This window comes from Arenimonas sp., assembly GCF_035312645.1.
Lineage (GTDB): Bacteria > Pseudomonadota > Gammaproteobacteria > Xanthomonadales > Xanthomonadaceae > Arenimonas.
Genome location: NZ_DATGBO010000052.1, coordinates 24048 through 38612, shown reverse-complemented (window position 1 = coordinate 38612; position 14565 = coordinate 24048). Strand labels below are relative to the sequence as shown.

Sequence of the window (14565 nt, the reverse complement as noted above, 5' to 3'; positions counted from 1 at the left end):
AGCTCGCGCGTGATGCCGCAGGGCAAGCCCGCGGTACTCGAAGGCGGTCCGTTCACCGATCATTCGCGCGTGCCGCTGGCGCAGGCGTTTGTTCCCGTCGCCGGCCAGCACAAGGCGTTCGTGATCGTCGCGAACCATCTGAAATCGAAAGGCTGTGGCAAGGGCGCCGATGCCGCGAAAGGCGATGACGCCGATCTGCACGACGGCCAGAGCTGCTGGAATGCCACCCGTGTCGATTCGGCGCAGCGCATCGACGCCTGGCTCAAGACCGATCCCACACAGGCGCATACCGATCGCCAGTTGCTGGTCGGCGATTTCAACGCCTATGCGCTGGAAGATCCGCTCACGCGTTTGCGCGCGGCCGGTTGGCAGGACGCTTTCGTGGTCGCGAAAGTACCGCAGCCGTATTCCTTCGTTTACGACGGCCTCGCTGGCCGTCTCGATCACGCCTTGCTGAGCGCGACGATGGCGAAACAGCTGCGTGGCGCGGTCGAGTGGCACAACAATGCCGACGAAAGCGATTTCTTCGACTATCACCAGGACCAGGACAACGATCCCTATCGCGCCTCCGACCATGATCCGATCCTGCTCGGCTTCGATCTGGACTGATTGCCAATTACTGGCATCATCCCGCCATGAGTACCTTGCTGACCCCGATGCCCGCGTTTCCCGAGGCTGCCACCACCAGCCTGTTGCTGCCCGGTCCGGCCGGCGCGCTGGAAGTCGCGGTGGATTTTCCTGCTGCCGATGTGCCGGCGCGTGCCGGCGTCGCGCTGATCTGCCATCCGAATCCGCCCGATGGCGGCACGATGCACAACAAGGTCGTGACCATGACCTCGCGTGCGATGACCGAGCTCGGCCTGATCGCGGTGCGTTTCAATTTCCGCGGCGTCGGTCATTCCGAGGGCGAGTTCGACAACGGCCGCGGCGAAGTGCTGGACCTGATGGCGGTCGCCGATTGGTTGCGGCGCGCGCGGCCCGACGATGCGTTCTGGCTGGCGGGATTTTCCTTTGGCGCCTGGGTGTCGCTGCTCGGCGCGCGGCAATTGCCGGTGCAGCAGGTGATTTCGATCGCACCGCCGGTCGGCCTGCGTGATTTCTCCGGCGTGCTCGCGCCGCCGTGCCCCTGGCTGGTGGTGCAGGGCGAGGCCGACGAGATCGTTTCCGCGACCAAGGTTTTTCTCTGGCTGGGCAAGCAGGAGCCGTTGCCGCACGTGGTGCGCATGCCCGAGACCGGGCATTTCTTCCACCGCCGCCTGCTCGATCTGCGTGGCGCGATCAAGAACGGCGTGCGCAAGAATCTGCCGCCGCTGCGCGCGTGATCTGTTCGCGCGCAGGAGTGGGCATGATCGCGATTTGCGCAAGTTTCCAGCGGGACGCATCGCGCTCATGAGCAGTTCTGCGGCGCCAATGACACCGTCGCAGGCGTACGCCGCGGGTGCCGCCGCCGGCCATTGGCGTTCCGATCCGGCGCAGCTGGCGGCGCTGGTCGAACTCGATCGCATCCAGCGCGAGCTCGCGGAAACCCTCGCCGAGGGCGCCTGGGGGAAATTCGCCGCGCGTTTCCGCGCGCCGGTCGTGGTGCAGGGTTTGTATTTGTGGGGCAGTGTCGGCCGCGGCAAGACTTTTCTCGCCGACCTGTTGTTCGATGCCGCCACCGTGCCGAAGCGGCGCTGGCATTTCCATCGTTTCATGGGCGAGGTGCATGCGCGCCTGCGCGCGCTGCCCGATACCGCCGATACGTTGGCGGTGGTCGCGCGCGAACTCGCCGCCGACCTGCGCCTGCTTGTGCTCGACGAGTTCTTCGTCGGCGACATCGGCGATGCGATGATTCTTGGACGCCTGCTCGATCAACTGATCATGCGCGGCGTGACCCTGGTCACCACCTCCAACACCGTGCCCAGCGAGCTGTATCGCGACGGCTTGCAGCGTGCAAGCTTCCTGCCCTGCATCGCCTTGATCGAGCGGAACTGCCACGTGGTCAAGCTCGAAAGCGCACAGGACTATCGCCTGCGGCATCTGCAGCAGGCCGCGACCTACCACGCGCCGTTGGGCGCCGACAGCGAGGCGGCACTGACCGCGCAGTTCGAACGCCTCGCCGCGCACAGCGCGCGCGAAGCCGGGCCGCTGCGCATCAACGACCGCGCGATCGCGGTGAAGGCGATGGCCGACGGCCTGGTCTGGTTCGATTTCCGCGAGCTCTGCGAAGGCCCGCGTTCGGCCGCCGACTACATCGAGATCGCGCGCGGCTTCCACACGGTGTTCGTGTCTGGCGTGCCGCGTTTCGATGGCAGCAACGAGGACGCCGCGCGCCGCTTCGTCTATTTCATCGACGAGATCTACGACCGCCACGTCAACCTGCTGCTGTCTGCGGCCGCCGATCCGCTGTCGCTATATCAGGGCCATCGATTGGATCGTGAATTCGAACGCACCAGTTCGCGCCTGATCGAGATGCAGAGCGCCGATTATCTTGCGCTGGAGCACCGGCCATGAAACGTCTCGCCACCGCCGCGCCGTGGCTGGCCGCGTCGCTCGGGGTCGCGATCACGCTGTGGGTGTTCTATCCCGGCTACATGAGCTGGGACTCGGCCTTCCAGTGGTGGCAGATGCGCCACGCGCTCTACGACCCCGCGCATCCACCGGTGATGGCCGGCCTGTGGTCGTTGACCGATCGTGTGCTGCCCGGGCCGGGTGGTTACTTCGCCTATCAAACGCTGCTGTATTGGTGCGCGCTCGCCGCGCTGATGTCGGCACTGCGATTGCCGCCGATCCTGCGTTGCCTGTGCGTGCTCCTGCTGGGTTTCTGGCCGCCGATCTGGGGCCTGAGTGCGCAGCTGTGGAAGGACGTGGCGATGATGTCGTGGTTTGCCGTGAGTGTCGCGCTGCTCTGTCGCGATCTGGCGACGCCGTCGCGCGCGCTGCGTTTGCTCGCGCTGCTGACGTTGGCGCTGGCCTGCGCGTATCGCTACAACGCCATCGTCGCGGCGCTGCCGCTGGCGCTGTGGCTGGGCTGGCGGGGGATGTCGCTGCGTTACGGTGCGCCCGCTTCGCGATTGCTATCGGCGATGATCGGCGGTGTTTTTCTTGCCGCCGTCGCCTTACTCGCCACCGTGCCGGCGCGCGTGTTGCACGTTGCTTCCGTGCCGATCTGGCCGACGATCGCGCAGTGGGATATCGCAGCAGTGTCGATCGCGGAAAACCACTTGCTGTATCCACCGCACTGGTCGGCGCCGGATCTGAGCGTGCCGGAGTTGCGTGCTGCCTTCGACCCCGCGGTCAACACCACGATTTTCGCGACCGGCAAGGTCTACGTGAACCTGTACACGCCGATGACCGATGCGGATTTCAGCGCGCTACGCGACACCTGGATTTCGCTGCCGTTGCAGCATCGCGAAGCGTATCTGCGTCACCGTTGGCGGGTCACGCAGTTGCTGCTGGGTTGGGATCGCGCCGCGCATCCCGATGGCCTGGTGTTTTCCGCGGGCGAAGTCGCGTTCAAGGACAATCCGCCGGTGCTGCGCAACGCCTCAGGCGCGAATGCGCGCGTGCAGGAGCAATTGCAGAGCCTGATCGCGACGCCATTGTTCGCCGGCTGGATGTATCTGCTGCTGGCACTCGCCGTTTTTGTCGGCGCGTCGTTCGATCGCCGGCGGCCGGGCGCGGGCCTGGCGATGGCGGTGGCGGCGTCGGCGCTGTTGCTGGTGCTGCCCTTGACGATCTTCGCGCCGAGCACCGATTTTCGTTACCTGAGTTGGCTGCTTCTGGCCGCGCCGGTGTCGTTGCTGATCTGGTTCACGGCGGGCACGCGCGCAGCGAAATCGCGTCCGCGCTGACGCTGCGGCTGAAAATCATTCGCCGAGAAAACGCAGCCCGACGCCAGCCTCGGTCTGGATATAGCGCGGCGCTGCGGCATCGTCGCCGAGCTTGGTGCGAAGCTTCGCCACGAGGATGCGCAGGTAGTGCGTGTCCTGCTCATGGCTCGGCCCCCAGAGTTCGCGCAGCAGCTGCGGCTGCGTGACGACGCGGCCGGCGTGGCGCATCAGCAACGCGAGCAACGACCATTCCTTGCGACTGAGTGCGATCACTTCCTCGCCGCGATTGACCTGGCGGCGGCCGAGGTCGATGCGCAGGCGGCCATCGTCGAACACCGACGCGGCCTCTTCTTCCGGCTGCAAGCGCAGCAGCCCGCGCAGGCGCGCCGACAATTCCTGCACGCCGAACGGCTTGGTCACGTAATCGTTGGCGCCGGCGTCGAGCGCGGCGACTTTTCCGGCTTCGCCCGCGCGCACCGACAACACGATCACGGGCACCTTCGACCAGCCGCGCAATTCCCGCAGTACATCCTGGCCATCGAGATCGGGCAGGCCGAGGTCGAGGATCACCAGATCGGCGCCGCGCGTGGCCAGCATTTCCAGACCTTCGCGACCAGTCGCCGCTTCTTCGACGCGATAGCCCTGCGCACGCAGGCTGATGCCGAGAAAGCGCCGGATCTGCGCTTCGTCGTCGATCACCAGAATGCGTGCGCCGTTACTGTCCGGCATGTTCAGTCGTCCCGTGGTCGATCCATGGGCGGATCGCGCAGCGGCAGGGTAATGCGGATCGTGGTGCCGTCGCCATCCGGGCCTGCGAGTGCGACCACGTTGCCGCCGTGCGCGGCAATGATCCCCTGGCAGATGGTCAGGCCCAGACCGGTGCCGGGCACGCCGCGATCACCGCGTTCGACCGAATAGAACATGTCGAAGATGCGGCCGCGATCCTCCTCGGGAATGCCCGGGCCGTGATCGCTGATGTCGATATGCAGGCAGCCATCGTCGGCGACTGCCGACAGCTGTACGGGAAAACCCGGCGGCGAGAATTTCGCGGCGTTCTCCAGCACGTTGAACAAGGCCTGCTCGAGCAGGGCCGGATGCGCGCTGAGCAACGGCAGGCCCGGCGGCAAATGCAGTGTCACGTCGACGGCCGGATACAGTTTGCGCAGCCGCGGCAGCACGGCACCGCAGATTTCGTCGAGGCTCAGCCACTCGCGTTCGATCTGCAGCGAACCGTGACCGAGCCGGGTCATGTCGAGCAGATTCTGGATGTAGCGATCCAGGCGCTGGCCTTCGAGCAGGATGTTTTCTGCAAGCACGTGCTGATCGTCGCGCGAGAGCTTGTCGCGATATACGCTCAAACTCTCGGCGCTGCCGATGATCGTCGACAGCGGCGAACGCAGGTCGTGCGATACCGACGACAGCAGCGCGGCACGCAGACGTTCGGTTTCGCCCTGCACGCGCGCGGCTTCGAGCTGCCCGACCAGGCGCGTACGCGCGAGTGCCTGCGCCAGGTCTTGACTCATCGCCTGTGCGAGACCGGCGACATCGGGCGGCAGATGCGCGAGCGCTTCGGGAAAACGCAGACAGGCCACGCCCAGCGCGCGCTCACCGACCACCAGTGGCAGGCACCACCACGCACCGCCACGCAGCGTGTCGGTGTAGCGACCCGCGGGTTGCTGATGCGCGAGGCACCAGTCCGCCGCCGCGCGTGCAGCAAGATCGAGAGAGACATCCTTGGGCTCATTGCTGGCATCGACGAGGCGGGAATGGGCGTCGTCGGCGACAAGAATCACCACGTCGGCCTGCAGCGATTCGTGCAGTGCGCGGCTGGCGGCGCGGGTGACCTCGCCCTCGTCGGCCGCTGCGGCGAGGCGCTGGCCAAGACCTTGCAAAGCCTCGGTGTGCGCATGCGCGGCACGCAACAGGATCACCTGTGTGCGCAACCGGTTGGCGAGCCGACCGCAGATCAACGCCGCGACCAGGAACATCGCCACGGTCACGACGCCCTGGCCGGCGGAAATGTAGAAGGTGAAACGCGGATGGATGAAGAAGAAGTTGTAGGCGAGGAAACACAGCGTCGCTGCGTACACCGCCACCGCCATGCGCGTGCGCACCGCGACGAACAGCACCGCGGTGATGAAGATCAGCGACAGGTCGTCGAAGGCGAGCAACTGCTCGGCGGCGGTCGCGGCCAGTACCGCGAGCAGCGTCGCGAACGTCGCGTATGCCACTTCCGGCAGCAGCACTGTGCCGCGCAGCGAGTTGCCCTCGAGCACGCGGCGCGCGCGGGCCCGCGCATACGGCGTGTTGATGATGGTGAGCTCGAAGTGCGCGCCTTTCTGTAGCAACTGTTGCGTCAGCGTGCGGTTGAACATGCGCGCGAACGGGCGCTCGCGGGTGCGGCCGATCACGATCGTCGACACCGCGTTGCGGCTGGCATGCGCGAGCAGTTCGTCGACCACCGAGGTGCCGCGCAACAGCACGCAGTCACCGCCGAGCCGGCGCGCCAGCGCGAAGCAGGTCTCCACCATGCGCTGGCGCTCGGCATCGATACGGCCGGTGTCGATGTAGACCACCGTCCACGGCGCCTGCCGGCGTTCGGCGATCTTGCGCGTCACCCGCACCAGGTATTCGCTGTTGTCGAAGCCGTCGATCGCTGCGATCACGCGTCGCCGCACCGGCACCGCGCCGGTGCCGCGCGCGGCCATGTGCTCGCGCATGTCGGCATCGACGCGATCGGCGACCAGCTGCACCGCGAGGTCGCGCAAGGCGGTCAGATTGGACGCGGTGAAAAACGACTGCAGCGCCGACGTCGCCTGCTCGGGCACGTATACCTTGCCCTGTTGCAGGCGTTCGATCAGTTCGCGCGGCGGCAGGTCGACCAGCACGAGGTCGCGGGCACGATCGAGAAAGACATCGGGCACGGTTTCCGATACCCGCACGCCGGTGATCTGGCGGACGATATCGTTCAGGCTTTCGATGTGCTGGATGTTGACGGTGGTGTAGACGTCGATGCCGGCGTCGAGCAGTTCGCCGATGTCCTGGTAGCGGCGCTCATGGCGGCTGCCGGGCGCATTGGTATGCGCGAGTTCGTCGATGATCGCCACGCGCGGCTTGCGCGCCAGCACCGCATCGAGATCGAGTTCGGTGAGCGGTCGGTCCTTGTAGGTCAGCGTCTGCCGCGGCAGGACTTCGAGGCCATCGAGCAAGGCCTGCGTTTCGGCACGGCCATGGCTTTCGACCAGGCCGACGACGACGTCCACATCCTGTCGGCGCAGTTCACGCGCGGCGTTGAGCATCGTGTAAGTCTTGCCGACGCCGGGCGCGGCGCCGAGGAAAACCTTGAGCTGGCCGCCACGCTCGCGCTGCAGACTGCCGAGCAGCGCGTCGGCCTGTGCATTGCGATCGCTGGCGGTGTGGTTTTCGGGCACGTGATCAGCGCTTCAGGGCATCCATGGCCAGGTTCAATTGCAACACATCTACGCGTGCCTGTCCGAGCACGCCGAAGGTCGGCGCCAGCGTGTGCGCTGCGACCAGTGCCTGTACCTGTGCAACAGCAAGGCCGCGCGCCCTCGCCACGCGTGCGACCTGCAACTGCGCCGCGGCCGGACTGATGTGCGGATCGATGCCGGAGCCCGAGGCGGTGACGAGATCGGCGGGAATCGCTGTCGCGGGCACATGCTCGCGCGCCGCGATCACCGCGCTGCTGGCAGCGATGCGTTCGCGCAACGCCGGATTGCTCGGCGCCCAGTTGCTGCCCGACAGCGCTTTCGGATCGTAGTTCGCCGCCGACGGACGCGGCTGAAAATACTGGTCGCTGACGAAAGGCTGCGCGACCAGCGCCGAGCCGACGACGATGCCGTTGCGTTCGATCAGGCTGCCGCGCGCCTGCAGCGGAAACAGCAGCTGGCCGAGCGCGGTGGCGAACAGCGGGAAGGCGAGACCGGTAACAGCGATCGCGACGATAGCGAAACGCAGCGCCGGCTGCCAGCCGCCGCCGGCATTGTCCAGGAAGGAAGTGTCGTGGGTATTCATGGCTCAGGTTCCCGTCGTTGCAGCGAGGATCGCGTCGATCAGCTTGATGCCGATGAAGGGCAGGATCACGCCGCCGACGCCATACACCAGCAGGTTTCGGCGTAGCAGCGCCGAAGCGCTGGACGGCGTGAAGGACACTCCGCGCAGTGCCAGCGGAATCAACGCCGGAATCACCAGCGCATTGAAGATCAGCGCCGACAGCACGGCATTGCCCGGGCTCGACAGATGCATCACATCGAGCGCCGCCAGCGCCGGCAGCTGTGCGGCGAACACCGCGGGGATGATCGCGAAGTATTTAGCGACGTCGTTAGCCAGCGAGAACGTGGTCAATGCGCCACGGGTGATCAGCAACTGCTTGCCGATCTCGACCACCTGCAGCAGCTTGGTCGGGTCGGAATCGAGGTCGACCATGTTGCCGGCCTCTTTCGCTGCCTGCGTGCCGGCGTTCATCGCCAAACCGATGTCGGCCTGGGCCAGTGCGGGCGCGTCGTTGGTGCCGTCGCCGACCATCGCCACGAGCTTGCCCAGTGCCTGCTCGTCGCGGATGCGCTGCAGTTTCTGTTCCGGCGTGGCTTCGGCGATGAAGTCGTCGACACCGGCGGTCGCGGCGATCGCGGCGGCGGTGATCGGGTTGTCGCCGGTGATCATGATGGTCTTGACGCCGAGCGCGCGCAGGCCGGCGAAACGTTCGCGCACGCCATGCTTGACCACGTCCGAGAGCGCGATCACGCCAAGCAGATGCCGGCCTTCGGCAACCACCAGCGGCGTGCCGCCGGCGCGCGCAACCTGCTCGATCCAGCCCTGCAACTCGACAGTTGCTTCCGGCGAGCCCTGTTCACGCGCCCAGCGTACGACCGAGTCGCCAGCACCCTTGCGGATGCGACGCTCACCGAGGTCGACACCGGACATGCGCGTGGTCGCACTGAAGGCGTGGTAGCGCGGATCGGTGGGATCGTCGAGCGTGCAGCCCTGCTTGCGCGCCAACAACACGATTGATTTTCCTTCCGGCGTGGGATCGGCGAGCGAGGCGAGCAACGCGGCGTCACGCAGCTGCGTCTTGGCGACGCCGGCGAGCGGATAAAACTCAGTTGCCTGGCGGTCGCCGTGGGTGATCGTGCCGGTCTTGTCGAGCAGCAAGGTGTCGATGTCGCCGGCGATCTCGACGGCCTTGCCGGATTTCGCGATCACGTTCGCGGCCAGCGCGCGGTTCATACCGGCGATGCCGATCGCCGGCAGCAGGCCGCCGATCGTGGTCGGAATCAGGCAGACCAGCAGCGCGACCAGCGTGACCACACTGACCTTGGCGCCGACGAAGGCGGCGATGTACGGCAGCGCCACGACCACCACGAGAAACGCCAGCGTCATCGCCGACAGCAACACGGTCAATGCGAGTTCGTTCGGCGTCTTCAGGCGCGAGGCGCCTTCGACCAGTGCGATCATGCGATCGAGAAAACTGTGGCCGGGATCGCTGGATACGCGCACCAGAATTTCGTCGGTGAGTACCTTGGTGCCGCCGATCACGCCGGAGCGGTCGGTGCCGGCTTCACGCAGCACCGGCGCCGATTCGCCAGTGACGGCCGCTTCGTTGATGCTGGCGATGCCTTCGATGATCTCGCCATCGGCGGGGATCATTTCGCCGGCGCTGACTTTCACCACGTCGTCCTTGCGCAGCAAGGAAGCGGCGATCTTTTCCTCGACCACGCCGCGCATGCGTCTTGCGCTCAGTTCGGCACGCGCGGCGCGCAAGCTGGCGGCCTGCCCGCGGCCACGCGCTTCGGCGATGGCTTCGGCGAAGTTCGCGAACAATACCGTCGCCAGCAGGATCAGCGAGACGGTGACGTTGAAGCCGAACAACGGATCGGACACACCGCCGGCGATCGCCATCCAGGCGGTGACCACCGTGCCGAGCAGCACCACGAACATAACCGGGCTGCGCATCGCGATGGTCGGCTTGAGCTTGACGAAAGCAGCGAGCGTGGCTTGGCGCAATTGCGACGCATCTATGGCGGCGGCGTGGATGCGGGTGTTTTGCAGTGATGGCGTTTTCATGGAAATCCTTGTGTAGGAGCGACCTTGGTCGCGACCTTTGACCGACGCGACGAAAACTCACTCCCTGATCAAGCTTTTGTTCGCTGGGAATTGGTCGCGACTCGCGTCGCTCCTACGAAACTGTGTGAGCGGCGAGCGACAGCGCTTCGCCGATCGGGCCGAGCGCGAGCACGGGCAGGAAGCACAGCAAAGTCAGCAGCACGATCACTGCGATCAGCGTCAACGCGAAGGTCGGTGTTTCGATATCGAGCGTGCCGGGCGAGACGGGTGCGACGCGTTTGGCGGCGAGACGGCCGGCGACGGCGAGCGGAATGATCAGGCAGGCATAGCGGCCGATCAGCAGCAGCACGACACAACTGAGATTCCACCAGGTCGTGCCATCGCCCAGGCCCTCGAAGCCGGAGCCGTTGTTGGCCCAGGCCGACGCGTACTCGTAGAACACCTGCGAAACACCGTGGAAACCCGGATTGGAATTCGCGGTCAGCGCCGGCAGCGACAGCGCCGCGGCAGTGGCGGTCAGTATCAGCATCGGCTGCAGCAGCACCAGCAGCGACAGCAGACGGATTTCGCCGACCTCGATCTTGCGGCCGTAGATTTCCGGCGTGCGTCCGATCATCAGCCCGGACAGGAATACCGCAACCAGCAGATACACAAGGAAGCCGACCAGGCCGCAGCCGACGCCACCCCAGATCGCATTCACCAACATACCGGCCATGGCGATGCCGCCGGCGACGGGGTTGAGCGAATCGTGCATCGCGTTGACCGAGCCGTTCGATGTCTGCGTGGTCAACGTCGACCACAGCGCCGACGTCGCCGGGCCCAGGCGTTGCTCTTTGCCTTCCATGTTGGCGCCGTTCGCGGCCAGGCCGGTGGTCGCGGCGTTCGGCTGCAGTTCCGACCATTCCGCGGCGCCGATGAAGGCCAGCGAGAACGTGGCCATCACGCCGAGCGTGAGCCAGGTCAGTTTCGGCCGCCGTGTGAAGCGCCCGATCATGAAAACGATCGCCATCGGTACCAGCAAGATCGCGATGATCTCGAACAGATTGCTCAGCGGCGTCGGATTTTCCAGCGGCACTGCGCTGTTCGGTCCGTACCAACCGCCGCCATTGGTGCCCAGCTGCTTGATCGCGACCATCGGCGCCACCGGGCCGACCGGGATCACCTGTTCCTTCATCCCGGCGCTGGCATCGATAGGCGCGGCGATTTTCGCGCCGTCGAACGTGCTGGGCACGCCCTGCCAGGTCAGCAACAACGACCACACCAGCATCAGCGGCAGAAACACGCGCAGGACACTGCGCACGGTGTCGACATAGAAATTGCCGAGATCGCGCGTCTCGCCCTCTTTCGCCATCGCGACATTGCGACCGCCGAACAAGCCGCGCAATACCGCAAGCCCGATCGCCAGGCCCATCGCCGGCGTGACCACCTGCAAGGTGACGATGCCGGCGAGCTGCGAGAAATAGCTCAGCTGCGCCTGACCGGAATAATGCTGCTGGTTGGTATTGGTCAGGAACGAGGCCATGGTGTGCAGCGCCACGTCCCAGGACATGCCGGGAATACCGTCGGGATTGAGCGGCAGGTGGTTCTGCAACATCAGGATCGCCTGCACGATCACCGCCAGCACCGCATTGCTGGCCACGAACGCGAGCGCGATGCCGCGCCAGCTCATGCCACGGCGGGCATCGATGCCAATGAGGCGGTAGACGAAGCGTTCGATCGGCGCGAAGACGCGGTCGATGCGCGTCGGCGCATCGCCCAGCGCGGCGGCGAGATAGCGGCCCAACGGCCAGGCCAGCGCCACGACCGCAGCGAGAGTGATGAAGATTTCCCACATGGCGATCAGAACCTCAGAATTTGTCGGGGCGCAGCATCGCGATCAGCAGATAGATGCCGACAGCGAGGATGAGGAGCCAGAGCAGGACGGCGCTCATCGCCTCGGCTCCGCTGCGTTTGTGGCGAGAAGATGTGCGTGGATCATGTCGAGTTCCATCGGCAGCGAGGCGGTGCGCCATGATCGCGATGCGCGCCGTAAATTCGCTACGGCGCGGCTGCGCATGCTGCATAAACTGTTCGTAAGGCCGCTCTGACCTGCCGCGGAAGTTGCTGCCTGCGATAGGAGGGGGTCTGCGCGGATGGAAACAACAGGAGGGACCCTGGCGTTCGCCGGAGTGTCGGCCCCTGGGAATCACGCAGGTTCATGGCCGCGTAAAATGTTCGTAAATTCTTTCGGCCGAATCATGTTTCGCGACGGGCAAACCGGATAATTCCGCCGCTGGCGAACGCTGTTGCGCTTGATCGCTTCGCGTTCGCCCGCGCATTCCGATTTCGCCGAGGATCCGTCGTCCATGTCCCAGCAAGCCCACGGGCACGATGCCAAGCGCGTCCTGCCATTGGTGATCGGCGCGGTCGGCGTGGTGTTCGGCGATATCGGCACCAGTCCGCTGTATACGCTGCAACAGGCCTTCAGCAAGGTTTACGGGCTCGCGCCGGATGCCGGCAATGTGCTCGGCGTGCTGTCGCTGGTGTTCTGGTCGCTGATCATGGTGGTGACGCTGAAATACGTCGCGATCATCATGCGCGCCGACAATCGCGGCGAAGGCGGCATCCTCGCGCTGATGGCGGTAGTGCAGCGCAGCCTGCCGATCGCCTCGCCGCTGGCCTACGGCATCGGCCTGCTCGGCATCTTCGGCACCGCGCTGTTTTTCGGCGATGGCGTGATCACGCCGGCGATCTCGGTGTTGTCGGCGGTGGAAGGTCTGGGCGTGGTCGCACCGAAGCTGGGGCATTACATCGTGCCGACGACGATCGTGGTGCTGATGCTGCTGTTCTCGATCCAGAAGCGCGGCGTCGCCGGCATGGGCCGCCTGTTCGGTCCGGTGACGGCGCTGTGGTTCGTCGCGATCGGTTTGCTGGGTGTGGCGCAGATCGCCAGAAATCCCGACGTGCTGCGCGCGCTCAACCCGTATTGGGCGGTCGCGTTTTTCATCCATCACGGCGTTGGCGCGTGGCTGTCGCTGGGCGCGATCGTGCTCGCGGTCACTGGCGGCGAAGCGCTGTACGCGGACATGGGCCACTTCGGTCGTTATCCGATCCGCTTGGCGTGGACAGGTCTGGTGCTGCCCTGCCTGCTGCTCAATTATTTCGGCCAGGGTGCGTTGCTGTTGGCGAATCCGGCGGCGGTGAGTAATCCGTTCTATCTGCTTGTGCCTGCATGGGCGCAGCTACCGATGATCGTGCTGGCGACGCTGGCGACGGTGATCGCCTCGCAGGCGTTGATCTCGGGCACGTTCTCGGTGGTGCGGCAGGCGATCCAGCTCGGCTATCTGCCGCGCATGCTGATCGTGCACACCTCGTCGGACGAAATCAGCCACGTCTACATTCCGTGGGTCAATCGCGCACTGTTCATCGCGGTGATGATGGTGGTGATCGGCTTCGGCTCGTCGGCCGCGCTCGGCATCGCCTACGGCGTGTCGGTGACCGGCACGATGCTGATCAGCGCGATCCTCACCATCATCCTCGCGCACGAACGCTGGCGCGTGCCGCCGGCGCTGCTGTGGCCGCTGGCGACGATCTTCCTGGTGATCGACCTGGCCTTCCTCAGCGCCAACATGGTCAAGTTCTTCGAAGGCGCGTGGTTCCCGTTGCTGCTGGCGCTGATCGCGTTCACGGTGATGCGCACCTGGCGCCGCGGCCGCGACCTGGTGCGCGCGCATGTCAATCGCGACAGCCTGCGTATCGAGCATTTCGTGCAGAGCGTGATGGTCGATCCACCGCTGCGCGTGCCCGGTACCGCGGTGTTTCTGACGCCATCCAACGACTACATGCCGCCAGCGCTGCTGCACAACCTCAAGCACAACATGGTGCTGCACGCGCGCAACGTGATGCTGAGCGTGGAAACGCTGAGCGTGCCGCGCGCCGACGAAAACGAACGCGTGCTGCATACCGATCTCGGCCACGGCTTCTCGCGCCTGAGCCTGCGCTTCGGCTACATGGAAGATCCGAACGTGCCGAAAGCACTCAAGCGCTGGCCGATTCCCGGCCTGGTCTTCGATCCGATGACCACGACCTTCTTCGCCAGCCGCGAATCGCTCAGCGCGCGCGCCGACCAGGGCATGGCGCTATGGCGCGACAAGCTGTTCCTGTTCATGTCGCGCAACGCCACGCCGGCAACGGAGTTTTTCTCGATCCCGGGCAATCGCCTGGTGGAGTTGGGGACGCAGGTGGAGATCTGAGCAGCTGTCGCCAGCAAGCTGGCTCCTACGAGACGCAACGGTAGGAGCCAGCTTACTGGCGACCTGTCGTAATCCCTCCGATGCACATCCCAACCCCAACATCCAGTGTTGACCTCGCAGGGTGACCCCGATAACTTGTGGCTGTCGGTCCCGACTTCGCGGTCGGGTTAATAGGGAATCCGGTGTCAATCCGGAGCTGCCCCGCAGCGGTATGTGGAAACGAACACCGTCAATCGCACTGGGGCAACGGTCCCTGGGAAGCGACGGTCAGTAGGCGAAGCGCGAGCTTCCTGTCCACGAGCCCGAAGACCTGCCGACAGCCGCGCGATGCACACCGCGCGGTGACCGGCCCAGGAATCTCCGGGGGGAGATGGCCGGTGTCGTACCGCGCCGTCTCGGGCCCTGCGACACCCTGTCTCCATCCTCCTGATTCCGCA

General features: G+C 65.5%; 11 protein-coding genes and 1 riboswitch. Of the genes, 5 read left to right on the top strand and 6 right to left on the bottom strand.

Going from position 1 to position 14565, the window contains the following annotated elements; translation table 11 throughout:
- The 4 genes from VKM35_RS04695 to VKM35_RS04680 all read left to right on the top strand — a co-directional run.
- A partial coding sequence (locus VKM35_RS04695) for an endonuclease/exonuclease/phosphatase family protein (RefSeq protein ID WP_324318866.1) occupies window positions 1-609 on the top strand: 609 nt, incomplete at its 5' end.
- 26 nt (window positions 610-635) lie between these two features.
- The gene (locus VKM35_RS04690; protein WP_324318864.1) at window positions 636-1322 is read left to right on the top strand and encodes an alpha/beta hydrolase; all 687 of its coding nucleotides are present in this window, start codon (window positions 636-638) and stop codon (window positions 1320-1322) included.
- An 88-nt stretch (window positions 1323-1410) separates the two neighbouring features.
- Complete coding sequence (gene zapE, locus VKM35_RS04685) at window positions 1411-2493, top strand: cell division protein ZapE (protein WP_414636558.1); 1083 nt, start codon at window positions 1411-1413, stop codon at window positions 2491-2493.
- Window positions 2490-3833, top strand: a complete 1344-nt coding sequence (locus tag VKM35_RS04680; protein ID WP_324318860.1) for a hypothetical protein — start codon at window positions 2490-2492, stop codon at window positions 3831-3833. The genes zapE and VKM35_RS04680 overlap by 4 nt, the downstream gene beginning before the upstream one ends.
- Window positions 3834-3848: 15 nt before the next feature.
- Here VKM35_RS04680 and VKM35_RS04675 read toward each other — a convergent pair whose 3' ends face one another.
- The 6 genes from VKM35_RS04675 to VKM35_RS13825 all read right to left on the bottom strand — a co-directional run bounded on the left by VKM35_RS04675 (window position 3849) and on the right by VKM35_RS13825 (window position 11827).
- Entirely contained in the window at window positions 3849-4541 is a 693-nt protein-coding gene (locus VKM35_RS04675; RefSeq protein WP_324318858.1) for a response regulator, read from the bottom strand.
- A gap of 2 nt (window positions 4542-4543) precedes the next feature.
- The gene (locus VKM35_RS04670; RefSeq protein WP_324318856.1) at window positions 4544-7243 is read right to left on the bottom strand and encodes a sensor histidine kinase KdpD; all 2700 of its coding nucleotides are present in this window, start codon (window positions 7241-7243) and stop codon (window positions 4544-4546) included.
- Between the two features lie 4 nt (window positions 7244-7247).
- Window positions 7248-7847 carry a potassium-transporting ATPase subunit KdpC gene (kdpC, locus tag VKM35_RS04665; RefSeq protein ID WP_324318854.1) on the bottom strand — a complete coding sequence of 200 codons (600 nt, stop codon included), beginning with the start codon at window positions 7845-7847 and terminating at the stop codon, window positions 7248-7250.
- Window positions 7848-7850: 3 nt separating this feature from the next.
- Window positions 7851-9896, bottom strand: coding sequence for a potassium-transporting ATPase subunit KdpB (gene kdpB / locus VKM35_RS04660; protein WP_324318852.1), 2046 nt, complete (start codon window positions 9894-9896; stop codon window positions 7851-7853).
- A 112-nt stretch (window positions 9897-10008) separates the two neighbouring features.
- On the bottom strand, window positions 10009-11730 hold the full coding sequence (gene kdpA, locus VKM35_RS04655) for a potassium-transporting ATPase subunit KdpA (protein ID WP_324318850.1): 1722 nt from the start codon (window positions 11728-11730) through the stop codon (window positions 10009-10011).
- A 13-nt stretch (window positions 11731-11743) separates the two neighbouring features.
- A complete protein-coding gene (locus VKM35_RS13825; RefSeq protein ID WP_414636557.1) occupies window positions 11744-11827 on the bottom strand; it encodes a potassium-transporting ATPase subunit F in 84 nt (27 codons plus the stop codon).
- Between the two features lie 414 nt (window positions 11828-12241).
- Here VKM35_RS13825 and VKM35_RS04645 point away from each other — a divergent pair, with 414 nt between their 5' ends.
- Complete coding sequence (locus VKM35_RS04645; protein ID WP_324318846.1) at window positions 12242-14128, top strand: potassium transporter Kup; 1887 nt, start codon at window positions 12242-12244, stop codon at window positions 14126-14128.
- A gap of 128 nt (window positions 14129-14256) precedes the next feature.
- Window positions 14257-14460, top strand: a riboswitch (cobalamin riboswitch).
- Window positions 14461-14565: the final 105 nt, after the last annotated feature.

What these genes read in the sequence shown, in the direction of transcription:
- VKM35_RS04690 (WP_324318864.1), top strand. Translation starts at nt 636, where the DNA reads ATGAGTACCTTGCTGACCCCGATGCCCGCGTTTCCCGAGGCTGCCACC.
- zapE (WP_414636558.1), top strand. Translation starts at nt 1,411, where the DNA reads ATGACACCGTCGCAGGCGTACGCCGCGGGTGCCGCCGCCGGCCATTGG.
- VKM35_RS04680 (WP_324318860.1), top strand. Translation starts at nt 2,490, where the DNA reads ATGAAACGTCTCGCCACCGCCGCGCCGTGGCTGGCCGCGTCGCTCGGG.
- VKM35_RS04675 (WP_324318858.1), bottom strand. Translation starts at nt 4,541, where the DNA reads ATGCCGGACAGTAACGGCGCACGCATTCTGGTGATCGACGACGAAGCG.
- kdpC (WP_324318854.1), bottom strand. Translation starts at nt 7,847, where the DNA reads ATGAATACCCACGACACTTCCTTCCTGGACAATGCCGGCGGCGGCTGG.
- kdpB (WP_324318852.1), bottom strand. Translation starts at nt 9,896, where the DNA reads ATGAAAACGCCATCACTGCAAAACACCCGCATCCACGCCGCCGCCATA.
- kdpA (WP_324318850.1), bottom strand. Translation starts at nt 11,730, where the DNA reads ATGTGGGAAATCTTCATCACTCTCGCTGCGGTCGTGGCGCTGGCCTGG.
- VKM35_RS13825 (WP_414636557.1), bottom strand. Translation starts at nt 11,827, where the DNA reads ATGAGCGCCGTCCTGCTCTGGCTCCTCATCCTCGCTGTCGGCATCTAT.
- VKM35_RS04645 (WP_324318846.1), top strand. Translation starts at nt 12,242, where the DNA reads ATGTCCCAGCAAGCCCACGGGCACGATGCCAAGCGCGTCCTGCCATTG.